This is a genomic window from Flavivirga aquimarina, from assembly GCF_030540835.1.
Lineage (GTDB): Bacteria > Bacteroidota > Bacteroidia > Flavobacteriales > Flavobacteriaceae > Flavivirga > Flavivirga aquimarina.
On the sequence record NZ_JAUOEK010000169.1, the window covers coordinates 55,349 to 78,983 of the forward strand.

A 23,635-nucleotide genomic window follows, 5' to 3' on the forward strand; every position below is an offset into this window, starting at 1 on the left:
TCGTTGTGATGATTTTTTTGCGTTACATTTTGTTACCAATTGTTCCCATTTACTATTTAGTAACATGGTTAAGGAATATATTATATGATTTCGGAATTAAAAAATCGGTGTCTTATAACTTCCCTGTTATTTGTGTTGGTAATTTAAGTGTTGGTGGTACAGGGAAAACACCTATGATTGAGTATTTAATTAATCTTTTAAAGGATGATTATCTAGTAGCCACATTAAGTCGTGGTTACAAGCGTAAAACGGAAGGCTTTCAATTAGCAAATATCGATGCTACAGCAGAATCAATAGGGGATGAGCCTTATCAATTTTATAATAAGTTTAAAAACGACATACTTGTAGCGGTTGATGCTAACAGGAATAATGGGATTAAACAATTGCAATTAATTGATAAACAACCAGATGTTATTTTACTAGATGATGCGTTCCAACACAGAAAGGTGAAAGCTGGATTTAATATATTGCTCACTACTTATAATAACCCGTATTTTAAAGATATTGTTTTGCCTACTGGGAATTTACGAGAACCTAGAAGTGGTGCTAAACGGGCTAATATTATAATTGTTACTAAATGCCCAAAAGATTTAAGCGAAGCTGAAAAGAATAGTATCTTAAAACAAGTAGACCCAGAAACTAATCAGCATGTGTTTTTTAGTTCAATTAGCTATTCAAATAGTGTTATTTCTAGTGAGGCTACTAAGGCTGTTGAAGATTTAGAGGACTTTACCTTAGTTACTGGTATTGCTAATGCTTCCCCTTTAGTTCATTTTTTAGGTGATAAAGGTTTAAAATTTGAACATTTAAACTTTAAAGACCATCATGATTTTTCGAAACAAGATATTATTGAACTAAACAAACGTGCATTAATAGTGACTACTGAAAAGGATTTTATGCGTTTAAAGCAATATGAATCTTTAAAAGATAAATTATTTTATCTCCCAATTAACGTTGTAATTAATGATGAGGTAAGAATAAATAAGTTGATAAAAGACTTTTTAAAAATTAAGCTGTAGCAGACTGGTCGTTATTAGCTGCCAAAGCATTGTAAAGTTTTTTCTCGAATTCTTCTTGTTTAAAGGGTTTAGGGATAATATCGGTAAAACCAGCTTCTTCAAATTCGTGCATTTTATCTTCAATCGTTACTGCTGTTAGAGCAAAAATAGTTAACTCTTTATCAAAGGCTCGAACACGTTTGGTCGCTTCCATACCACTAATACCTGGCATATGAATATCCATTAAAATAATGTCATACTTGTTTGCCTTAATCATTTCAACCGCTTCTTCACCATTGTCTACAATATCACATTTAAGATTCATTTTAGTAAGAATCTTTTTAGTGATCATTTGATTGATTTTATTGTCTTCAACAACTAAAATCTTAACATTGGTTAAATCTAATTTGCTCGCGTCCCCATCAAAATAAGTCACTTTATTGTCTTTTTCTTCTTCAATGGAGGTATATTCAAGAGGTATTTCAAAGTAGAATGTTGTTCCTTTTTCTAATTCACTTTTAACGTAAATTTTTCCTTTTAAAATATCAATTAGCCCTTTTACAATAGACAGCCCTAAACCAGTACCGCCATATTTGCGGTTTATTTGAATAGAACCTTGTGAAAAGCTCTCAAACATATTGTCTTGTTTTTCCTGGCTAATGCCAATACCATTATCTTCTACTTCGAAGCGTAAGGTGTAAACATTATCTTTTTCTTCTATTTTATAAACTCTAATCCAAATATCACCGTCTTTGGTAAACTTAATAGAGTTACCAATTAAATTAATGAGAATTTGAGAGATTTTTAATTGATCTGCAATAAAGTTTTCGGGCAAATTAGTATCGTATTCAAAATGAATTTCAATATTGTTGTCTTGTGCCGAATTGTTAAGTGCTAATACAATATTATTTATTTTCTTTTTTAAGTTGAATGATTCTGGTTCAATATCAACTTTATTTGCTTCGATTTTATTTATTTGAAGAATATCATTAATAAACGTTAAAAGATAATCCCCAGAAAACTTTAATGATTTTAAATGTTGAACTTGTTCTGGTTTTGGGTTTTCATCCAGTAACATGTTACTTAATCCGGTAACAGCATAAAGTGGTGTACGTAACTCGTGAGTTACTGTAGATAAGAAATTAGCTTTGGTTTTTGATGCCAATTCTGCTTTTTCTTTAGCAATAATAAGTTCTCCATTTTTTTTATGAAGCATATTATTGGTTTTAAGTCTAATGTTATTGTTTTTGTAAAGCGATAAAGTTAACAGCGATAAAATGGTAATTAAAGCAACACTCAAAATAGAAATTAAAGTACCTAAATTTTTATCGTCTTCAGCTTTTTCTAACTTTTCTACGATCTCAATATTCTTTTCATTGGCCTCATTTAATAAGTACTGTGTTTCTTGGTCTTTTGAAGAATTTACACGTGTTAAGGACCTTATGGAATCTGAGAGGTTAGTATGTTTATATAAATATTCTCTAGAAAGTTTAAAGTTTTCGGTAGCATTATAAATATTACTGACAACTAAAAATCCTTCATTAAGTATACTTGTAAAGTTATTTTCTTGCGCAATTTGCAAACCTTCGCTGGCAAAAGCTAAAGCTTTTTCGTAATCGCCAAGTTTGCTATAAATTTTACCATGGTTAATTAAGGCATCACTTTGTGTTTTTTTGTATTCGCCTTTTTTTGCTTGTGCTAAGGATTGCTCAATAATGTCTCTTGCTTTTCTGTAATTCTTTAAAAACATATAAGTTTTCCCTTCTGCTAAAAGAACTTCAGCTAGATTTTCATTTAAACCTTCTTCTTGAAATTTTGATTTAGCAGCTTTATAAGAGTCGAGCGCTTGATGGTAATTCTTTTTTGTTAAATAGACATCTCCAAAAATTTTATAAGATTTACCTAGGTTTTTGTTATCATTTATAATTCTTTGCATTTCAATGGCTTTGTTAAGCGATTGTATGGCGTTGTCTTCCTCTTCAATTATAAGTTGAAGTTTCCCTTTAATGGCATAAATGACTCCAATACTTTTTTTATTATCCGATTTTTTAGCCAGTTTTAAGGCTTCATCCAGATTTTTTTGAGCATCATAATAGTTGTATTTCTCCAATTCAACTTGCGACTGGTCTATACGGTAGTTAATACTATTTTGCTGTATCTCGGGGTCTTCGTCTATTGTTTTTTGAGACAAAGCACTGAGACTAAATAGTATAGTTATTATATATATGTAGTTTTTGATTTGGGACATTATTTTTTAATATTACTGACAAATATAACTATTTTATCGACAAAGTACACTTTTTTTCCGACAAATTACATATTAGATCAATTATTCGCTTAGAATATCCAGTTTCATTATCGTACCAACCTATTATTTTTACCATATTTCCAATAACAGATGTCATACCCGAATCGAAAATACAAGAATGTGTGTTTCCAACTATGTCAATAGAGACAATAGGATCTTCTGTATATTCTAAAATACCTTTGTAATGATTTTTGGAAGCTTCTTTAAAAGCATAGTTTATATCATCTATTGAAACATTTCTTTTTACATTAAAAGTAATATCGGTTAAGGAACCATTTATAACCGGAACTCTTATACCACATCCCCCAATAACCTCTAATAAATCCGGAAATATTTTAGTAAGTGCTTTTGCTGCTCCTGTTGTTGTTGGTACAATAGATTGGCCGGCTGCTCTGGCACGACGTAAATCGCGGTGGGGTTGGTCATGTAAACTTTGATCGGTAGTATAAGAATGAACTGTAGTAATATAAGCTTGATTAATACCACAAAGTTTATTAATAATATCAATCATTGGAGCCGCATTGTTTGTGGTACATGAGGCATTAGAAATGATGGTTTCAGATCCATCTATGCAGTCTTCGTTAACACCTCTAACTATTGTTTTTATAGTATCATCTAAAGGAGGAACACTTAAAACAACACATTTTGCTCCATTGTTTATATGATTTTGTAACTCAGTACTTGTTTTAAACTTTCCGGTAGCCTCAATAACAAAATCTATGTTATATGGTTCCCAATTGGTGGTTTTGGGATGATTGTTATTTAATAAAGGAACTTTTTCTTCGTTTACAATAATGTTGTTATCATCGTATGATACTGTACCATTGAATAGTCCATGAATACTATCGTATTTAAGAAGATGGCTTAAGGTTTTAGTATCGGCTAAGTCATTAATAGCGACAACTTTTATGTTTTTATATTCTTGAAGTAATCTAAAAACACGTCTGCCAATCCTTCCAAACCCGTTAATTGCAACAGTAATCATAATTAATTTATGTGTTTTTGCGCTCGATAAGAAGATCTTACCAAAGCACTACTTTCAACATGGCGGAAACCTAATTCGAGTCCAATGTCTTCGTATTCTTTAAACTGATCGGGGTTTATAAACTGTTTTACGGGTAAATGCTTTTTACTAGGTTGAAGGTATTGACCAATAGTAACGACATCAACATCATTTGCTTTTAAATCGTGAAGTGTTTCTATAACTTCCTCTCTGGTTTCTCCTAAGCCAAGCATAATACCAGATTTGGTACGTCTTTGACCTTGCTGTTTCAAATATTTTAAAACACCAAGACTTCTCTCGTATTGAGCTTGTATGCGAACTTCTCTAGTTAAGCGTTTAACAGTTTCAATATTATGAGATACAACTTCTGGAGCGACATCAATAATTCTGTCTATATGTAGTTCAATACCTTGAAAATCTGGAATTAAAGTTTCAAGTGTCGTTTCAGGATTCATTCTGCGTACAGCTTTAACGGTTTCAGCCCACATAATACTTCCCATATCTTTTAAATCATCTCTGTCAACACTTGTTAAAACAGCATGTTTAATTTTCATGATTTTTATAGATCGTGCTACTTTTTCAGGCTCATCCCAATCTACTGTTTCCGGTCTTCCGGTTTTTACACCACAAAAGCCACAAGAACGCGTACAAACGTTTCCTAATATCATAAACGTGGCGGTACCTTCTCCCCAACATTCACCCATATTAGGGCAGCTTCCGGAAGTACAAATAGTGTTTAATTTATATTTATCGACTAAACCTCTAAGTTCGGTGTATTTTTTACCAGTTGGTAGCTTAACACGAAGCCATTTAGGCTTGGCTTGTCGCTCTGGTAATATATTTGAAGCAGTTTCTGAATTCATACTGTAAAAATTGATCGCAAAGATACGAATAATGCTTTTAAAAGTACTTTATAAAGTGGTGAGGTACCAGATACTAAATCCTATTAAAAAAGAAATGCCTAGCCAGCTTAAAATGTGAAGTAGTTTAGATGGTTGCCAATCTTTGGGTGTGTGTTTGCTTGAAATTAGAATATAATTGATAATAGCATAAAAAGGAGCAGTAATAAAGGATAGAATGGTGGCTACTTTTATAAGGAAACCCATTTCTGATGCAAAAAATATAAAAATAACAATAGTTCCTGTTGCAAGTAAAGCTATCCAAAATTTGTAGGTTAGTTTTGAGTTTTTACCAAAAAGTAATTGTGTTGTTTTTGCCATGACTCTTGGTGAGGCATCTAACGTAGTGAGTGTCGTACTAAACATTGTTGTGAAAGCAGCAATACCAATTATAATATACGCCCAACTCCAACCACCTAAGCTGGTTTTGTACATATTTATTAATTGATTAGAAAATTTTCCAGCAGAGCTACTAAAAGTTTCCGAACTATTAAACATTACCAAAGCCCCTAATAGCAAAAAACCAATGCCTAATATGATAGTACCTATGTAACCGACGTTAAAATCGAATAAAGCAGATTTTGAACCATAAACTTTTGTGTCTTTCTTCTTTTCTATAGTCCAAACCGAATGCCATACAGAAATATCTAATGGAGCCGGCATCCATCCCATAAATGCGATAAGAAATGCAATTTCTACGCTATTATCTGGAAGTATTTGCTTAAAAGACATGGGGGTAGCGTTATTTAATGCCATACTTACAGCAATTAGAGTACTAATGGTTAATGTAATGATGATAACTTTCATTAACTTATCTAACAGTTTATACTTACCTATTAATAGTAATAACAAACAAACGGATGTAATGATAATGGTCCAAACCTCAGTACCACTTATAGAGGCCGTCTCTAAGTTTCCAAAAAGGCTAGAGGCTAAACCTGCGGTTACTATAGTAACTGCGGTTTGAATCGTAAACATGGTCGCTAAATTTAGTACGTAGTAGGTCGCTAAAACCCCTCTTCCTAATTTCTTGTAGCCGTCTAATAAACTTTCTCCGGTAGCTGTAGCATAGCGTGGACCAAATTGAAAAAACGGATATTTAAAGATATTTACTAAAAGTAAAGCCCAAAGTAACCCTAAACCAAAATCGGCACCAGCGCGAGTAGACTGCACTAAGTGTGATACACCCACGGCTGCTCCGGCAAATAATAAACCGGGACCTAAGTTTTTAAGTTTATTAATCATCCGTTTTTTTGAATAATTTCGGCAAGTAATTTTTTTGCACGCAGAAGCTTTACCTTAACATTATTTATAGGTTCATTTAATTTTTTGGAGATTTCTTTATAACTTAATTCTTGAAAATAGCGCAGGTTTATAACTTCCTGATAGTGCGGTTTTAATTTCTTGATATCTCGAAGCAGTTTTGCTAGATGCTGTTCTGTAATGAGTTCGTCTTCGGCAGAAGGTGATTCATCTAATATTTGATATACAGATTTATCATCGTTAGAAATAATTTGGGAAATAGAATTCTTTTCTTTTCGCAGTAAGTCTATATGGATGTTTTTAGAAATGGTAATAAGCCATGTTTTAAACTTGTACTTATCGTCGAATGTTGTAATTCTATCAAAAGCTTTTGAAAATGTTTGAATGGTAATATCCTCGGCATCATTTTCATTATGAATACGTTTTAATTGAAAACCATACACATCATCCCAAAAGACATCTAATAAGTAATTAAACGCTTTTTGGTCGTTTTCTTTTGCACGTTTAATAGCTTCGCTTATTTCCAATAATTAGGTTTTGATATAAGATTATTTATAAAGATAGTTAATTGTATAATAATTAAAAAAACTTCCAACAAAGGCAGTAAAGCTAACAGATCGGTTTCGTTTAATTTTTTTGAAGATTTTTTAAAAACAATATGTTGAATAATAGCTCTTAATAAAAATAAAGCTAAAACAACTTGCCATTGGTGTTTTATAACAACTAATGCGATTGCTAAAGCCCAAAACAGTAATTGAGAACTGTAAATTAAGGCCAATAAAATTTTATGCTTTAACTTATAGTATTTTGATGTTGAGACGTGACGTCTTTTTTGTTTAAACCAATTTTTAAAAGTTGTTTTTGGAGCTGATTCTACAAAGCTGTTTTTTGAAAAGCAGATAGCTGTGTTCTTTTTATTTGCTACCTTATTAACAAATAAATCATCATCACCAGAAAGCACTTTCATATGATCGACAAAACCATTGGTTTTGAAAAATGTAGTTTTTGTATAAGCTAAATTTCTGCCAACACCCATATAAGGTATCCCTAATTTTGCAAAAGAAAAATAGTGTATTGCTGTTACTAATGTTTCAAAACGGATGAGCTTGTTTAATAAAGAGTTTTTAATTTTTGAATAACCACTATAACCCAAAACAATATGTTTCTTTTTGCTAAAATGGTCGCTCATGTTTCTAATCCAATATTTCGAAAGAGGTTTGCAGTCGGCATCTGTAAACAAAAGAATTTCATTTTTTGAGGCTTTAATACCAAGTGTTAAAGCATATTTTTTATTTCCCCAAAAAGCTTCGGTATTTTTTACGTTTACAATTTTGATATTTTCATGTTGGTTTGCAAATTGCTCCATAACTTCTAATGTGTTGTCATTAGAAGCATCATTAATGAGAATGATTTCAAAACTTGGATAGTTTTGGTCAATAGCAGAAGGTAAAAAATTCTGTAAATTTTCGGCTTCATTTTTAGCGCAGATAATTACTGAGACCTCATTGTTTTTTCTAGATTTTTTTTCTTGTTCAAATAAAGCAAACCTTCCAAAGAAAAAAACATAAAAGATTACTTGAATAAAAACTACAGCAATGAATGTGTAGAGAACAAAATCAAGAAGTAACATAAATAATTATGAATGTTGAGGTTCATTACAATCACTAAATTGATCTGGAGTTTTTCCACAAAAACCACAGGCCTCACCACTTTCATTAAGCATTGGGTTTTGACTTGCACATGTGCCGGCAAATTTACCGTCCTTTTTTGTCCAAATTTTAATTGCAATTCCAGCAATTCCTAAGCCTAATAAGATGATGGTTATTAAAAGAAGTTTCATGTGATAATTTTTTGTTTATCAAAGATCATACTTCGACTTATTTCGACTGTGTCCAGCACAAGTCACTTAGCATAAGTATGTAACATCTAATTACTAATATTCCGTAAAGTTTAAAGGTTTTGTAAATGATGTTTCGATATGATTTATTTTCTACAAAGATAATGCTTTTCAATAAAAATAGTGTTGAATATAGTTAGGATATGTTATTTGGGTGACGGATTATATTATTTAGTGTCTCAATAAATAATTTGTACATTGAAATACTAACTAATTAAAATTTAATATTTATGAAAAAATTATTTGCAGAATTTTTCGGAACATTTTGGCTTGTTTTTGGAGGCTGTGGTAGTGCTGTTTTTGCAGCAGGTTATCCAGAATTAGGAATTGGTTTTGTTGGTGTTGCACTAGCGTTTGGACTTACTGTATTAACAATGGCTTATGCTGTTGGGCATATTTCTGGCGGGCATTTTAACCCAGCTGTATCTCTTGGTTTATGGGCAGGAGGGAAGTTTGAAGCTAAAAACTTAGTAGGTTATATTGTAGCCCAATTAATAGGTGCTGTAGTAGCTGCAGCTGCATTATATTTAATAGTAACTAACAAATCTGATTTTATCACTATTGGAGGCTTTGCAGCTAACGGTTATGGTGATTTATCTCCCGATAATTACTCTATGACAGCTGCATTAATTACAGAATTTTTACTAACAGCTTTTTTCTTGTTAATAATTTTAGGGAGTACGAATGCTAGAGCTCCTAAAGGCTTTGCTCCTATTGCTATTGGTTTGGGGTTAACTTTAATACATTTAATTAGTATTCCAATAACAAATACTTCGGTGAATCCGGCACGTTCTACGAGTCAGGCATTATTTGCTGGAGGTGATTTTACATCACAACTTTGGTTGTTTTGGGTGGCTCCAATTGCTGGTGCTATTGTGGCAGGTTTGATACATAAAACGCTATTTGATAAAGAATAATTGAGGGATTATCTTTATTTATATAAGAAGCCTCGCTTTAATAAATTAAAACGAGGCTTTTTTTATAATGTAATATATTGTTTACTGTAAGCTAATTTCTGCAACTGTATTCTCAACGGAGGCAATGGTGTTTCCTCCTTTTGGCTCAATAGTAATATTTAAAGCAAGTGCATTTTCAGCATACGGAATAGACATAAGTTGCCTGTCTGCTTCATTTAAAATCCCTAAGCTTACCATCTGACCTTGTAAATCGGCCCATATTTGGTAGCACTGTTCTTCTGGTAATTGAGGTAGTGAAACCACATCGATCATAGACGTTTTTTCTTTAGGGTTAATGTAAGCAACTGTTTTTAAGTCTTTTGCTCTTTCATTTCCTTTGATGATGTATTTTTCAGTCTCCGGATTATTGAGCTTTAATAGTTGCCTCATAACATTATCAAGCATCAGGTTGTTTTTTTCAATATCACTTCGTAAATCAAAAATTTCATCAACCACTATTTGGTTTTCTTGAGACAGTTTTTGTTTTTGACTATAGAAATGATAAGAAGTACCAGCAAAAATAAAGGCAGCAATACTAGCAGCTACGCTAATTTTATACCACGACTTGTATTTTTTCTGTGTATTTAGTTTAACAACTGGTTTCTCATCAAGCTCTTCTAAAATATTATTTAAGATGCTTTTAGGGGCCTCAACAGCATTACTTTTAGCTACAATTTCTAAATTGTATTGCAATGTGTTGTATTCATTCTGTACTTCTGGATATTTTGAAATATAAGATTCAACCTTTTCTGTTTCAACAGAAGTAGTTTCACCTAATAGATATTTTTCTAAAAGGCCAGAATTTAAAAAAGTAGTTATTTTCTCATTCATGACTTTGTTTAGTTACGGATTATAAATTTTTTTCAATTCACGTAATCCAATTTTTAATCTCGATTTTATTGTGCCCAATGGAATTTCTAATTCATCACTGGCTTCTTGTTGTGTCATGCCCTCAAAAAAGAGTGCATTAATTACTATTTGATACTTTTCATCAAGCTTTCTTAGATGGGTTTTAATATCTAAAACGTCTTGATTTAGTGCATTTGATGTTATTTTATATACGGATGAAGTTTCTATTTGGACTTCTTTATTGCTTTTATTCTTTAAAGATCTAACTTTATCGATAGCAGTATTATACGCAATTCTATATAGCCAAGTAAATAATTTAGCTTTGCTGGAATCGTATTTTTTTGAGTATCTCCATATTTTTACAAAACTTTCCTGAAGCACATCTTGTGCAGTATCATCATCTGATATTATCTTTTTAATAACACCAAATAATGAATCCGAGTAGCTTTCGTAAAGTAAAGCAATGGCTTTTTTATCGCCTTTTTCTAGGTAGTTAATTATTTCTTTTTCTGTAGATGAAATCAAAGTAAATTTGGTTTTAACAATTAAATCAGTATAGTGTTAATTGTGCCAAAGTTAGAAATTTCTTTTAAACTACAAGATATTTACTTCAGCTTCAATAGAAATATCGAAAAGTCTCTTAACTGTTTTTTGTATTAATGTGGAAAGATTTAATATATCAGAACCCTTTGCATTGCCATAATTTACAAGGACTAAGGCTTGATTTTTATGCACACCATAATCGCCAAATCGTTTACCTTTAAATCCAGCTTTTTCAATAAGCCAACCTGCAGGAATTTTTACTTCATCTTCTGAAATGGGGTAACTCGGAATGTCTGGGAAATTTTGTAATAATGTTTCGAAATGAGATTTTGAAATTACCGGGTTCTTGAAAAAACTACCACTATTACCTATCTCTTTGGGGTCTGGTAGTTTACTTTTTCTTATAGCTATAACCGCTTTTGAAACATCCTGAATGGTTGGATGTGCAATATGCATTATTTCTAATTGAGATTTAATAGCACCATAGTTTACATGAAGTTGATGATTGGTTTTGCTAAGTTTGAAGGTTACATTTGTTAGAATATATTTTCCTTTAGCATGTTGTTTAAAAATGGAATTTCTATAACCAAAATCACAATCAACTTTTGTAAAAGTTTTTAACGTTTTTGTGTCTAACGATATAGCTTCACACGATACAAAAGTATCTTTTAATTCAACTCCATAAGCTCCAATATTCTGGATAGGAGCAGTGCCAACATTACCTGGAATTAACGATAAGTTTTCAATACCTCCAAAATCATTATTAATGCACCAAAGTACAAAAGCGTGCCAATTTTCCCCAGCATTTACTTTAACAGTAACAAAATCATCGGTTTCGGAAATGATTTCTATACCTTTTAAATTAATATGTATAACAAGACCTTCAAAATCTTTAGTAAGTAACATATTGCTCCCGCCACCTAAAATAAGTTTGTTAGGATGTTCTTTGAGAACTAAAACCTGCTTTAATTCATCAATACTGGAAACAGAAATAAAAAATTTTGCTGATACGTCAATACCAAAAGTATTGTATGATTTTAAAGATATGTTTTGTTTTATAGACACTAATTATTGTAAACTTTTAAAGCCTCTTTTAAAATATTAACTGCTTTTATTAGACTTTCTTTTTTAAGTACGTAAGCAATACGTATTTGGTTTAAGCCAACGTTTGCCGTGGAGTAAAAACCACCAGCAGGAGCAACCATTATTGTTTCGCCATTAACATCAAAGTTTTCTAAAAGCCATTGTGCAAAATCATCAGAATTTTTTATAGGAAGTTCTACAATACAGTAAAAAGCACCTTTTGGTTTTGCTATTTTTACACCATCTATTTTTTGTAATTCTGAAATTAAAGTATTTCTTCTTTCTACATATTCTTCAATAACCGCATCAAAATAGCTTTGCGGTGTTTCTAGTGCAGCTTCACTAGCAATTTGAGCTAATGTTGGTGGACTTAAACGTGCTTGGGCAAACTTCAAAACGGTTTGGATGAGTGTTTTGTTTTTTGATACTAAGCATCCAACTCTTGCCCCACACATACTATATCGCTTCGAAACAGAATCAATCATAATGGTATGGTCTTCAAGTCCTGTTTCTTGCATGACAGAATAATGCGTGTTTCCATCATATACAAATTCTCGGTATACTTCATCAGCAATTAAAAATAAATCATGCTTTTTAACAATGGCTGCTAGTTTTTGTATTTCTTCTTTAGAGTATAGATAACCAGTTGGATTTCCTGGATTACAAATTAAAATAGCCTTTGTTTTTGGAGTAATCAATTTTTCAAATGCTTCGATTGGTGGTAAAGCAAAATTGTTTTCAATTTTAGAAATTACTGGAACTACTTTTACTCCAGAAGCTGTTGAAAATCCGTTATAATTAGCATAAAATGGTTCAGGGATAATAATTTCATCATCCACATCCATAATGCTTCCAAAGGCAAAAAGAAGCGCTTCACTACCACCTGTTGTTACAACAATATCATCATGAGTAACATGGATGTTGTGTTTAGAATAATACGCTGAAATTTTTTGCCTGTATGTCTCAGAACCTTCCGATCTGGAATACGCTAATATGTCTATATTGCACTCTTTTATCGCTTGTAAAGCAATTTCGGGAGTTTTAATATCTGGTTGTCCAATATTTAGATAATAAATACTTTTTCCTTTTTTTACAGCTTCTTCAGCATAAGGAACTAGTTTACGTATGGGAGATGCAGGCATTTGTTGCCCTTTTTTGGATATTATTGGCATTCTGTGAAAAATTATGCTGCAAAGTTGAGAAAATTATCTTAAATTTTTTTTAAAAAACAAAACTAAATAATCAAGTTAATATAAAAGATTCGTAAATTCATAATATGAAAATTATCATCTCATCAATCAATAAGTTTTTTATTGTTATTTCAATATTTTTTTGTTTCAGTAATCTTGGTTTTTCTCAAAATGAATTTGTTATTCAAAATAAAAAAAAATCGGACAAAATTAGTTTTAAATTAATAAGTAATCTAATTATTTTACCTGTAGAAGTTAATGGTGTAAAATTATCTTTTTTATTAGATACAGGGGTAAGTAAAACGATTCTTTTTAATGTTTCAGATACCCTAAAAATAAAAAATACTGAAACTATTTTTTTAAGAGGTTTGGGTGATAAAAAATCTGTAGAAGCATTAAAATCCAGAAATAATGTTTTTAAAATAGGAGATGTTACTAATTTCAATCAGGATTTATATGCGATTTACGATTCTAATCTAAATTTCACCCCCAGATTGGGTATACCAGTTCATGGCATTATTGGTTTTGATTTGTTTAAGGACTTAATAGTAGAGATAAGCTATTCTAAAAAGGTTATAACCTTAACGAAACCAGAAAAATATAAGTATAAAAAGTGTAAAAAATGCGAAAGATTAAATTTAGAATTTTACAATAACAAGCCTTATATCAATGCTGAAGTAACTATAGAAGAAAAAAAGATACCTATTAAATTACTAATAGATTCTGGAGGTAGTGATGCTTTGTGGTTGTTTGAGGATAACTCTTTAGGGATTAAATCGAGCAATAACAATTTTTATGATTTTCTTGGGCATGGTTTAAGTGGAAGTGTTTACGGTAAACGCTCAAAAGTTAAAAGCCTTTCTTTAAAAAGCTTTGAGCTTAAAATGGTTAATGTTTCGTATCCGGATTCGGTATATATATCACAGGCAAGAAAAATTAAGGATCGAAATGGCAGTGTGTCTGGCAATGTGCTAAAACGTTTCAATGTTATTTTTGATTATCAAAATGCAATGATTACATTAAATAAGAATGGTTATTTTAATGATAAATTTCGATATAATAAAAGCGGTATAGAATTAGCGCACAGTGGATATATGCTAGTAAAAGAAAGGGAAGGGGCTTCTGTTAGTAGTGCTCTTAATACGAATTATAAAAGCCAAAATGCTACAAAAATTATAATAAATCCTCGATATAAATTATCATTGAAGCCTAGTTATGTTATAGTGGAACTAAGAAAAAATTCTCCAGCAGAAAAAACAGGTTTGCTTGTAGGAGATTCAGTTTTGAGTGTAAATGGCAAGCAGGCTTATCAATTTAAGTTACAGGAATTAATTCAAATGTTTTATGGAAATTCGGGTAAACTTATTAAAATAGTAGTTTCAAGAAATAATATAATTCTAGCTTTCGAATTTAAGTTGGAAGATCTTTTTAAATAAAAAAAAGCCTAAACCGTAGTTTAAGCTTTTCTTATTTTCTTTATATAAAGAGTTTATTGCTGTACAATACTTTTGTCTTTCTTTTCTAATACACTTTTCTTACTAGAATCAATAACTAAGCCCTTTATTTTTAAAGCGACTGTAGGTGTTTCGGCATTAGATATAACAGTTATTGTTTTTCTAATAGGGTTTACTCTATTTGTATCGTACTTAACTTCAATTTCTCCGGTTTGTCCTGGTAAAATAGGATCTTTTGGCTTTTTTGGAATAGTACAACCACATGTAGATGAAACTTTAGAAATTATAAGAGGTGCATCTCCGGTGTTTGTGAATTCAAAAGTACGTACACCATTAGATCCTTTTTCGATAGTTCCATAATCGATTGTATCAGACTTAAATTCTATTTTTGCTACTTTATCTTGTGCGTATACAGAAAAACTGACTAGTCCGATAAATAAAATTGTAAATAACTGTTTCATTTGTCTATTTTTTATTGTTTTTATAAGGTAAAATGCCATTTGCATTATATTAAACTGATCTAAAACTTATTAAGATTTAAGTAATGTTTGATTCACTACTTTCAACCATAAATTCATGTCAAACATACTTACTTTTTCTACAATCTGCAAAAATATTAGATATATTACAGACATATTAACATATTCAACTAAGTTAAAAGTACGTATAACTTTTCTGAATAAACCTACCATAAATGTTAAATATTCAACGACCTCTGTTTTATGAATGATATTTATGGTTTCTATCTATAATAATCTTTATTTTTTTACTGTTTTTGAACCAGCTAGGCTTAATTTGCATATTAAAATATCATTTATTAATGAAATTAATAGCTAGGCTCATTTCACAGAAAAAGAAATATAAGTACTTTTGCACATCAATGTTCAAAAACTATTCCAAAGTATGCAAATACCTTCAAAATATGAAGCTAGTCAGGTAGAAAACAAATGGTATGATTACTGGATGAAACATAATTATTTTCATTCAGAGCCAGATGAAAGAGAGCCATATACTATAGTAATACCTCCGCCAAACGTAACCGGTGTTTTACACATGGGGCATATGCTTAATAATACCATTCAGGATGTATTAATTCGTCGTGCACGATTACAAGGCAAAAATGCTTGTTGGGTACCGGGTACGGATCATGCATCTATTGCTACCGAGGCTAAAGTAGTTGCTAAATTAAAAGAGCAGGGCATTGATAAAAACGATTTGTCTCGCGACGAATTTTTAAAACATGCTTGGGATTGGACACATGAATATGGAGGGGTTATTCTAGAACAGCTTAAAAAGTTAGGGTGTTCTTGTGATTGGGAGCGAACTAAATTTACAATGGATGATGACATGAGTGAAGCAGTCATCAAGGTGTTTGTGGATTTGTTTAATAAAGGCTTAATTTATCGCGGTTACCGTATGGTAAACTGGGATCCAGAAGCAAAAACAACTTTGTCTGATGAAGAGGTAATTCATGAAGAGCGACAAGGAAATTTGTATTACCTTAAATATAAAATCTTCACCCCGAACCTCTCCGAAGGAGAGGGAGAGCGTGAGAGTTCACCTCCTTCAGAGGGGTTAGGGGAGGAATATCTAACCATAGCAACAACACGCCCAGAAACTATTTTTGGAGATACAGCTATTTGTATTAATCCAAATGATGAGAGGTTTCAGCATTTACGAGGAAAAAAAGCTATAGTGCCCATATGTAATCGCGTTGTCCCTATTATTGAGGATGATTATGTAGACGTTGAGTTTGGTACGGGCTGTCTTAAAGTAACGCCGGCACACGATGAAAACGATAAGAATTTAGGAGATAAACATAATCTGGAAGTTATAGACATTTTTAATGAAGATGCTTCTTTGAATAGTTTTGGACTGCATTTTGAAGGGCAAGACCGCTTTGTGGCCAGAAAAGCAGTTGCTAAAGAATTGGAAGAAACAGGTGTTTTAGTAAAAACCGAAACCCATATTAATAAAGTAGGAACCTCCGAAAGAACAAAAGCTGTTATAGAACCACGCTTAAGCGACCAATGGTTTTTAAAAATGGAAGATTTGGTAAAACCTGCAATTAAAGCGGTTTTAGGTGATGCCCCTGAAATTAATCTGTTTCCTAAGAAATTTGAAAACACCTATCGTCATTGGATGGAAAATATTCGCGATTGGAATATATCACGTCAATTACTTTGGGGACAACAAATTCCGGCTTATTACTACGGAGATGGAAAAGAAGACTTTGTAGTAGCAGAAAATATAGAAAGTGCATTAAAATTAGCACAAGAGAAGACTTCAAACTCTGGGCTTCAGGCCTCTGATTTAAAACAAGATACCGATGCTTTAGATACTTGGTTTAGCTCGTGGTTATGGCCAATAAGTGTTTTTGACGGGATAAGAAACCCAGAAAATGATGATATAAAATACTATTACCCGACAAACGACTTGGTAACAGGGCCTGATATTTTATTCTTTTGGGTAGCACGTATGATAATCTCTGGGTATGAGTATAAAGATGAGAAACCATTTAGCAATGTATATTTAACAGGGTTGGTTCGCGATAAGCAACGACGTAAAATGGCTAAACAACTTGGTAATTCGCCAGATGCCTTAAAGCTTATAGAGACATATGGAGCAGGCGGTGTTCGTGTTGGTTTGTTATTAAGCTCTGCTGCTGGTAACGATTTAATGTTTGATGAGGCACTTTGTCAACAAGGGAAAGGTTTTGTAAACAAAATTTGGAATGCGTATCGTTTAGTTGACGGATGGGATACAGATACCAATATAGAACAGCCAGAGTCTAGTAAAATAGCGATAGATTGGTACGAATCTAAATTCCAGAAAGCTTTAATTGAAATTGAAGACCATTTTAGTAAGTACAGGTTGAGTGATGCGCTAATGACGATTTACAAGCTTATTTTTGATGATTTTTGCGGCTGGTTTTTAGAAATGATCAAACCAGGATATCAACAACCTATTGATGCTAAAACATTAAAAAGTGTTATTGCCATTTTTGAAGATAATTTAAAAATAGTACACCCTTTTATGCCCTTTTTAACAGAAGATATATGGCATTATATAGCAAACAGAACTCCGGAAGAAGCTTTAATTGTTGCAAAATGGCCAGAGTCTAAACAAATTAATGAAGCTTTAATTAATGAGTTTGAATTTGCTTCGGAAGTTATTTCTGGGATTAGAAATATTAGAAAACAAAAGAACATAGCTTTTAAAGATGCTATTGGATTCTCTATAATTAATAATGAGAAGGTAAATAAAACATTTGATAGTATTATTTCCAAATTGGGGAATTTAGAGAGCATCGATTACGTTTCTAATGCCATTGATGGTGCTTTAACTTTTAGAGTAAAGTCTAATGAGTATTTTATACCAATGGCTGGTAGCATTGATGTAGAAGCAGAAATTAAAAAATTAACAGAAGAATTAAATTATACAGAAGGCTTTTTAAAATCGGTACAAAAGAAACTCTCTAACGAACGTTTTGTTGCCGGTGCACCAGAACAAGTAGTTGCTAGTGAGAAGAAAAAAGAGGCTGATGCTTTGGCAAAAATTGAAACCCTTAAAGCGAGTTTGGCTAGTTTGAATTAGTGTTCAGTGTTCAGTCACAGTATTCAGTTTTTCTTGGCGTCTTTGTGCCTCAGCGAGAATTTTAATGCTCAGTATTCAATTACAGGTGTTGGTGATGTCCAGTAGGAAGTATTCGGTGCCCAATAGCAGGTAAAGCTAGTGTTGGCTGCTGTAGTTTAATGTTCAGTATAACTAATACTATCACCAACAGAAAGCGACCAAGTATCAACCATACCGGCATTAATTTCCAGTACATATTTTGCAGGAAATTTAGAAGGTAATGAGCTTTCATCAAAAGGTTTAGCATTTTTCTGAAAGCTCACTATGTTTTTGTTTTCGTTTATATAAATTAAGTCTAAAGGTATTTTGACGTTTTTCATATAGAAGAAACGTTCTCTAACATCCTCAAACACAAATAGCATACCTTGTTTTGTTTCCATAGAATCTCTATACATTAATCCCGTTTGAATATCGAAATCGGTGTCGGCTATTTCAATATCGAGTTTTACCAGTGTAGAATCAACAGATTTAAAAATGGTAAGTTCCCCTTCTTTTTTAAAAGCAATTTCGGTTTGTTTTATTACTTTTTTATTTTCTTTACAAAACGACATATTTAAAATTAAACCACTCGAAATTATAAAAGTTACTAAAGGGAAACGTTTAAAAAACATATTATTTAACAGCTGTTTTTGGTTTGTAAATAAACATAAAATATAAACCAATAAGAATAAATGGGATACTAAGCCATTGCCCGGTATTTAAATTAGCCCAATTAATGTATTCTTCTCCTTGAGGTTCCTTTGTAAATTCTATAAAGAAACGAATGGTCCATAGTAAGATTAAAAACAGCCCGAATAAAAAACCTGTTTGTTCTCTTTTTTTAGTTTTAGAATAGAAGTACCATAAAATTAAAAACACAAAAATATAACAGAAAGATTCGTATAGCTGCGATGGGTGTCTATAAGGGACTTTTTCCAGCAATTCTGTAAATTGAGGATTATCGGTTACGGCATTGTATGCTTTTTGTACATCTTTAATTCCTGTAAGTTGTGTAATTTGACCCTTGTAGTATTCGTCTTGAATAAAACGAACTCCTAAATTAGAGTCGGTAACTTTACCAATAATTTCAGAATTGATAAAATTTCCAATTCTTATAAAAATAGCTCCAGAAGCAACCGATATAACAACACGATCTAAGACCCATAATAATGATTTGTATTTATACTTTTTACGATACAAATACATACCTATTATAATACCTATAGCAGCGCCATGGCTTGCTAATCCTTGAAAGCCGGTAAATTCAAAGCCTCCTTTAAATTTGAATGGTAAAAAAATGCTAAAAAAGTCTTGCGATATTAATTCCGATTGATAAAACAAAACATGACCCAAACGTGCCCCTAGCATAGTTGCTAACACGGTGTAAATAAATAACGGATCTAGATAGTCTAAAGATATTTTTTCTTTAGTAAAAATACGCTTCATAATATACCAGCCAATTATAAAGGCAACGACCCACATAAGACTGTAGAAATGCAATTTGAAATTTCCAACAATGTCAATTCCAGTTACAGGATTCCAATCAAATTTTAATGTATGCATACGTTTTATTTTTTACTTTAAAAGTTCTAAAATTTCAACCTCAAAAATGATATTGGATTTTGCTGGAATTCCTCTACCTCCAGCTTCTCCATAAGCTAAATGATAGGGGATAAATAAGGTTGCCTTATCTCCAACATTTAATTGTTGTAATCCTTCTTTAAAACCAGCAATCATACTGGCATCCGGGCCAATATCTGCTGTAATAGGTTGGTATCTATTGGCTGCTTTAAGTTTTTCATTTACAGCATCTAAAGCTTCAGCTGTTTTTAAATTACTGGTTTGCAGTAGTTTTCCATTTTCAAAATATACAGCATAATGAGTAAGTACACTGGCATTTTCTGGTAATTTTTCACCAGAGCCTTTTTCGGTAATAATATATTGTAAGCCAGAAGGTAGCGTAATAGCTTCAGCTCGTTGTTTGTCAAATTTTTCTTTAGTGGCTTTTAAAATCGCTTCTTTTTTTGCTTTTCTTTCTTTTTCTTTACGCTCTGCTTCTGCAAAATGATTGTTAAATGTATTTGGAGCATCAAAAGATTTAGCTTCTTTACCTTTTCTTATAATGTTTAGTTCTTTAATTACAACATCTTCTACGGGTCTGTTTCTAGATGCGGTTTTTACATTAGAAATACTGTCTTGAACATTTATACCTATCACTAACTCACCAAAAACATTATACCCGTTGTCTAAGTAAGGTTTTGGAACTTCGGTAATAAAGAATTGACTTCCGTTTGTATTGCGCCCTGAGTTTGCCATAGATAAAATACCGGGTTTATCATGTTTTAAATCCGGATGAAACTCGTCTGTGAACTTATAACCAGGACTTCCATTACCAGTACCGGTAGGGTCACCTCCCTGAATCATAAATTCATTAATGACACGATGAAAAATAAGTCCATTATAGAATTTTTTTCCTTTATAAATACTATCTACCATGGTATTAGTGCCTTCTGCTAATGATACAAAATTCGCAACCGTTATAGGAGCTTTTTTTTGTGCTAATTTTGCAACCATAATACCTTCTGTAGTAATAAATTCTGCATATAACCCATCTTCAAGATCTGGATATTGGGTTTTGCATGAGGTTAAAGTTATTAAAAAAGTAATTAATAAAATTTTGATTGAATTTTTTAAAATGGTCATTTTAATTAGTTTGATTTTGGGTAATAGAATTTACTGTAACTTCACAAATTATAGGTGTACTACGACCTATTTTGTTTTCATCGCCATAATAACCATATGCTTTTTGTGACGGAAAAAGAAAGGTAATAGTTTCTCCAATTTTCATTAGTTTTAAACCTTCACGTAAACCCGTAAACAGTTCTTGTTTATCCATAGCATAGGTCTGGGTTTTAATATCTTCTTTTGAATATATCAGGCTGCCATCCAATGCTTTTACGTTGTAATTATAGTTTACAATATCTCCAAAAAGAGGCGTTTGTAATGTGTCTGTTTCTATTTTGTTATTGTAGTAATACCAGAAGCCGTTTTTTGAAGCTATATAACTTTTGTTTTGTGCTTGCATAATTTTTTCTATAGAAGCCTGTTCTTGTGCATTGAGTTTTTTATTTCGTTCTACCGAAGCATCTATAAAAGAACCAGTCTTTACAGAAATGGGGCGTCTGGTTTCAGGTGTTTTACAGTTTAATGCCAGTAAAACAATGGCTAATGTTAATAATTTATTCATCATTTAGGGCTTTATTATAACTAGGCAATATACTAATAAATTTAGCAACAGTTGCCTCTAGTGACAAATCGCTTTTTCCACCAGCAGCATTAGTATGACCACCACCACCAAAATGGGCTCTGGATAATTCGTTAACAGAAAAATTTCCTTTTGAGCGTAATGATATTTTTATAATGCCTTCTTGTTTATCTTCAATAAAAATAGCAGCTAGGATAGTATTTTTTAATGATAAGGCATAATTTACAACGCCTTCAGTATCCCCTTTTTTATAATCGTATTTAAATAACTCTTCTTGAGAAAGTGTTATATAAGCTGTTCTTGATTCTGGTATGACTTTTAAATTACTTAATGCACAACCAAGTAGTTGCAAGCGTTCGTAGCTATTTGTATCGTAAACATTGTTATGAATTTCTGTGTTTTTGGCTCCTTTTTCAATAAGTTGAGCTATTATTTGGTGTGTTTTACTAGTAGTAGATAAAAACCTAAAAGAACCAGTATCTGTCATGATACCAACATATAAGCAAGTCGAAATGTTGATGTCTATTAGGTGCGTATCGCCTAACATATCAATAAAATGATAGACCATTTCGCATGTAGAACTCATACTAACATCACTAAACATGTAAGTAGCATAATTATCGGGTGCTTGGTGATGATCAATCATGATTTTTAGAGCATGACTTTTAGCTAATATAGTTTCCATGCTACCAGCTCTATGAAAAGCATTAAAATCTAAGGTAAATATAATATCTGCAGCCTCAATTAATGCATTGCATTTTTTAGTCTGAGAATCATGCTTTAATATCATACCGTTTCCGGGTATCCATTTTAAGAAAGTAGGAAAATCGTTAGGAACTAAAACATGTACGTCGTGATTGCCTTTTAAAAGATAATGATAGAGGCCAAGCGTAGAACCGATAGCATCGCCATCTGGGTTTTTATGAGATACTATTACGATCTTTTTTTTAGTGGATAATAGTTGTTTTATGCTTGTGATGTCTTGTGTATTCATAGCTGACGAAGATACAACTTTTTAAAATTGGATAAACTTGTTTTTAATCGGAAAAGCATTACTTTTGCTGCAAAATTAAAACAATATAATGGCAACGAATAAAACATTTACAATGCTTAAGCCAGATGCTGTTGAAAAAGGACACATTGGCGCAATATTAGAAAAAATTTCAGCTTCAGGATTTAGAATCGTAGCAATGAAATTAACACAAATGACAAAAGCTGATGCAGAAGCTTTTTATGCAATACATAATGAGCGTCCATTTTTTGCTGATTTAGTTGAATATATGACTCGTGGCCCTATTGTTGCAGCTATTTTAGAAAAAGACAACGCTGTTGAGGATTTTAGAACATTAATAGGAGCAACAAACCCTGCTGATGCAGCTGAAGGAACGATTCGTAAACTATATGCAGCGTCTATTGGAGAAAATGCTGTACACGGTAGTGATAGTGACGAAAATGCAGCTATTGAAGGTGCTTTTCATTTTTCCGGGAGAGAGATGTTTTAAGTTATTTGGAAAGAAGAAATTATATAAAAAAAGCCTGTAACAAATACTGTTACAGGTTTTTTATTTTAAAAAGTATTAAATTACTTTCATATTTTTTGCATTTATTTCTTTTTAAAAATTTCTACATTATAATTAACTATAATTTAGAGTTTTTGTAATAAAAAAGTCTACCATTATAAATGATAGACTTGTAATTGTAAATTGTTAAAGTATATACGTTAGACTACTTTTACGTTTACGGCGTTTAATCCTTTTCTACCTTCTTGTAGATCGAATTCTACTGTATCACCTTCACGAATTTCATCGATAAGTCCTGAAATGTGTACGAAATGTTCTTTGTTGTTGTCTTCTTCAACGATAAATCCAAAACCTTTAGAATCATTGAAAAATTTTACGGTACCTTTACTCATTGTATTGTTTATATAAAAATTAAGTCACAAATATAGTATAAATAATCGTAGCTTTTTTGTTTTTTATAAAAATTTCGCATAAATTACCCTTGTGTAATTATCGGAGTACCAGTTTTTTAATAATTTCTTTTCCTAATTCCTCGTTAAGCATATTGATTATTTTTTGTTTCCCATAACTCAATTCTTCTCTAAGAACACTTGAAGTTAGCTGTATATATAACGTATCTCGTTCTAGGCTTATCGAGGCTGTGTAATTATTTACACCATTACCCATAAGGCTTGTCCATGCATCTGCAACATTCACTTTATTTAAGCCCTTTTCTAATTTATTTGTCTCTACAAATTCTTTAAGAGCATCTTGAATACTAATATGTTCGTTGTGTCGTTTTGCCATCGGTTT

24 protein-coding genes are annotated in these 23,635 nt (G+C 31.8%); 5 read left to right on the forward strand and 19 right to left on the reverse strand.

The window, feature by feature from the left end:
* The first annotated feature begins 8 nt into the window (after positions 1 to 8).
* A complete protein-coding gene (gene lpxK / locus Q4Q35_RS17775; protein WP_303279417.1) occupies positions 9 to 1,019 on the forward strand; it encodes a tetraacyldisaccharide 4'-kinase in 1,011 nt (336 codons plus the stop codon).
* Here the strand turns inward: lpxK and Q4Q35_RS17780 are convergent.
* From Q4Q35_RS17780 to Q4Q35_RS17810, 7 genes are all read right to left on the reverse strand, one after another.
* Positions 1,009 to 3,189, reverse strand: a complete 2,181-nt coding sequence (locus tag Q4Q35_RS17780) for an ATP-binding protein (protein WP_303279368.1) — start codon at positions 3,187 to 3,189, stop codon at positions 1,009 to 1,011. The two genes, lpxK and Q4Q35_RS17780, sit on opposite strands and share 11 nt — an antisense overlap.
* An 85-nt stretch (positions 3,190 to 3,274) precedes the next feature.
* Positions 3,275 to 4,291, reverse strand: a complete 1,017-nt coding sequence (gap, locus tag Q4Q35_RS17785) for a type I glyceraldehyde-3-phosphate dehydrogenase (RefSeq protein WP_303279369.1) — start codon at positions 4,289 to 4,291, stop codon at positions 3,275 to 3,277.
* A 2-nt stretch (positions 4,292 to 4,293) separates the two neighbouring features.
* Positions 4,294 to 5,172 (reverse strand): lipoyl synthase, encoded by an 879-nt coding sequence (gene lipA, locus Q4Q35_RS17790; RefSeq protein ID WP_303279370.1) that lies wholly within the window; start codon positions 5,170 to 5,172, stop codon positions 4,294 to 4,296.
* Between the two features lie 48 nt (positions 5,173 to 5,220).
* Positions 5,221 to 6,453 carry an Nramp family divalent metal transporter gene (locus tag Q4Q35_RS17795; RefSeq protein WP_303279371.1) on the reverse strand — a complete coding sequence of 411 codons (1,233 nt, stop codon included), beginning with the start codon at positions 6,451 to 6,453 and terminating at the stop codon, positions 5,221 to 5,223.
* Positions 6,450 to 6,998, reverse strand: coding sequence for an RNA polymerase sigma factor (locus Q4Q35_RS17800; protein ID WP_303279372.1), 549 nt, complete (start codon positions 6,996 to 6,998; stop codon positions 6,450 to 6,452). Before Q4Q35_RS17800 ends, Q4Q35_RS17795 begins: the two co-directional genes overlap by 4 nt.
* The gene (locus tag Q4Q35_RS17805) at positions 6,989 to 8,101 is read right to left on the reverse strand and encodes a glycosyltransferase (protein ID WP_303279373.1); all 1,113 of its coding nucleotides are present in this window, start codon (positions 8,099 to 8,101) and stop codon (positions 6,989 to 6,991) included. The genes Q4Q35_RS17800 and Q4Q35_RS17805 overlap by 10 nt, the downstream gene beginning before the upstream one ends.
* A gap of 6 nt (positions 8,102 to 8,107) precedes the next feature.
* Positions 8,108 to 8,311 carry a membrane or secreted protein gene (locus tag Q4Q35_RS17810; RefSeq protein ID WP_303279374.1) on the reverse strand — a complete coding sequence of 68 codons (204 nt, stop codon included), beginning with the start codon at positions 8,309 to 8,311 and terminating at the stop codon, positions 8,108 to 8,110.
* 287 nt (positions 8,312 to 8,598) lie between these two features.
* On the opposite strand from Q4Q35_RS17810, the gene aqpZ reads away from it, so the two are divergent.
* A complete protein-coding gene (gene aqpZ / locus Q4Q35_RS17815) occupies positions 8,599 to 9,285 on the forward strand; it encodes an aquaporin Z (RefSeq protein ID WP_303279375.1) in 687 nt (228 codons plus the stop codon).
* A gap of 81 nt (positions 9,286 to 9,366) precedes the next feature.
* On the opposite strand, the gene Q4Q35_RS17820 is transcribed toward aqpZ, so the two are convergent.
* From Q4Q35_RS17820 to Q4Q35_RS17835, 4 genes are all read right to left on the reverse strand, one after another.
* Entirely contained in the window at positions 9,367 to 10,155 is a 789-nt protein-coding gene (locus tag Q4Q35_RS17820) for an anti-sigma factor (protein ID WP_303279376.1), read from the reverse strand.
* Between the two features lie 12 nt (positions 10,156 to 10,167).
* Positions 10,168 to 10,698 (reverse strand): RNA polymerase sigma factor, encoded by a 531-nt coding sequence (locus Q4Q35_RS17825; RefSeq protein WP_303279377.1) that lies wholly within the window; start codon positions 10,696 to 10,698, stop codon positions 10,168 to 10,170.
* 69 nt (positions 10,699 to 10,767) lie between these two features.
* Positions 10,768 to 11,781, reverse strand: a complete 1,014-nt coding sequence (murB, locus tag Q4Q35_RS17830) for a UDP-N-acetylmuramate dehydrogenase (RefSeq protein ID WP_303279378.1) — start codon at positions 11,779 to 11,781, stop codon at positions 10,768 to 10,770.
* Positions 11,781 to 12,971, reverse strand: coding sequence for a pyridoxal phosphate-dependent aminotransferase (locus Q4Q35_RS17835; RefSeq protein WP_303279379.1), 1,191 nt, complete (start codon positions 12,969 to 12,971; stop codon positions 11,781 to 11,783). The genes murB and Q4Q35_RS17835 overlap by 1 nt, the downstream gene beginning before the upstream one ends.
* 104 nt (positions 12,972 to 13,075) lie before the next feature.
* Here Q4Q35_RS17835 and Q4Q35_RS17840 point away from each other — a divergent pair, with 104 nt between their 5' ends.
* Entirely contained in the window at positions 13,076 to 14,425 is a 1,350-nt protein-coding gene (locus Q4Q35_RS17840) for a retropepsin-like aspartic protease (RefSeq protein ID WP_303279380.1), read from the forward strand.
* A gap of 53 nt (positions 14,426 to 14,478) precedes the next feature.
* On the opposite strand, the gene Q4Q35_RS17845 is transcribed toward Q4Q35_RS17840, so the two are convergent.
* The gene (locus tag Q4Q35_RS17845) at positions 14,479 to 14,904 is read right to left on the reverse strand and encodes a DUF1573 domain-containing protein (protein WP_303279381.1); all 426 of its coding nucleotides are present in this window, start codon (positions 14,902 to 14,904) and stop codon (positions 14,479 to 14,481) included.
* A 442-nt stretch (positions 14,905 to 15,346) separates the two neighbouring features.
* Here Q4Q35_RS17845 and Q4Q35_RS17850 point away from each other — a divergent pair, with 442 nt between their 5' ends.
* Positions 15,347 to 18,040, forward strand: coding sequence for a valine--tRNA ligase (locus Q4Q35_RS17850; RefSeq protein WP_303279382.1), 2,694 nt, complete (start codon positions 15,347 to 15,349; stop codon positions 18,038 to 18,040).
* 155 nt (positions 18,041 to 18,195) lie between these two features.
* Here the strand turns inward: Q4Q35_RS17850 and Q4Q35_RS17855 are convergent, their stop codons facing one another.
* From Q4Q35_RS17855 to Q4Q35_RS17875, 5 genes are all read right to left on the reverse strand, one after another.
* Positions 18,196 to 18,630, reverse strand: a complete 435-nt coding sequence (locus Q4Q35_RS17855; RefSeq protein WP_303279383.1) for a DUF192 domain-containing protein — start codon at positions 18,628 to 18,630, stop codon at positions 18,196 to 18,198.
* Between the two features lie 61 nt (positions 18,631 to 18,691).
* Positions 18,692 to 19,621 (reverse strand): prolipoprotein diacylglyceryl transferase, encoded by a 930-nt coding sequence (lgt, locus tag Q4Q35_RS17860; protein WP_303279384.1) that lies wholly within the window; start codon positions 19,619 to 19,621, stop codon positions 18,692 to 18,694.
* 12 nt (positions 19,622 to 19,633) lie between these two features.
* Entirely contained in the window at positions 19,634 to 20,761 is a 1,128-nt protein-coding gene (locus Q4Q35_RS17865) for a peptidylprolyl isomerase (protein WP_303279385.1), read from the reverse strand.
* A 1-nt stretch (position 20,762) separates the two neighbouring features.
* Positions 20,763 to 21,305 carry a gliding motility-associated peptidyl-prolyl isomerase GldI gene (gldI, locus tag Q4Q35_RS17870; protein ID WP_303279418.1) on the reverse strand — a complete coding sequence of 181 codons (543 nt, stop codon included), beginning with the start codon at positions 21,303 to 21,305 and terminating at the stop codon, positions 20,763 to 20,765.
* Positions 21,298 to 22,317 carry a DHH family phosphoesterase gene (locus Q4Q35_RS17875; protein WP_303279386.1) on the reverse strand — a complete coding sequence of 340 codons (1,020 nt, stop codon included), beginning with the start codon at positions 22,315 to 22,317 and terminating at the stop codon, positions 21,298 to 21,300. Before Q4Q35_RS17875 ends, gldI begins: the two co-directional genes overlap by 8 nt.
* Positions 22,318 to 22,405: 88 nt before the next feature.
* Here Q4Q35_RS17875 and Q4Q35_RS17880 point away from each other — a divergent pair, with 88 nt between their 5' ends.
* The gene (locus tag Q4Q35_RS17880) at positions 22,406 to 22,825 is read left to right on the forward strand and encodes a nucleoside-diphosphate kinase (RefSeq protein ID WP_303279387.1); all 420 of its coding nucleotides are present in this window, start codon (positions 22,406 to 22,408) and stop codon (positions 22,823 to 22,825) included.
* Positions 22,826 to 23,043: 218 nt separating this feature from the next.
* Here the strand turns inward: Q4Q35_RS17880 and Q4Q35_RS17885 are convergent, their stop codons facing one another.
* On the reverse strand, positions 23,044 to 23,235 hold the full coding sequence (locus Q4Q35_RS17885) for a cold-shock protein (protein WP_303279388.1): 192 nt from the start codon (positions 23,233 to 23,235) through the stop codon (positions 23,044 to 23,046).
* A gap of 97 nt (positions 23,236 to 23,332) precedes the next feature.
* Positions 23,333 to 23,629: a DciA family protein gene (locus Q4Q35_RS17890; RefSeq protein WP_303279389.1), complete on the reverse strand. Its 297-nt coding sequence runs from the start codon at positions 23,627 to 23,629 to the stop codon at positions 23,333 to 23,335.
* Between the last annotated feature and the right edge of the window lie 6 nt (positions 23,630 to 23,635).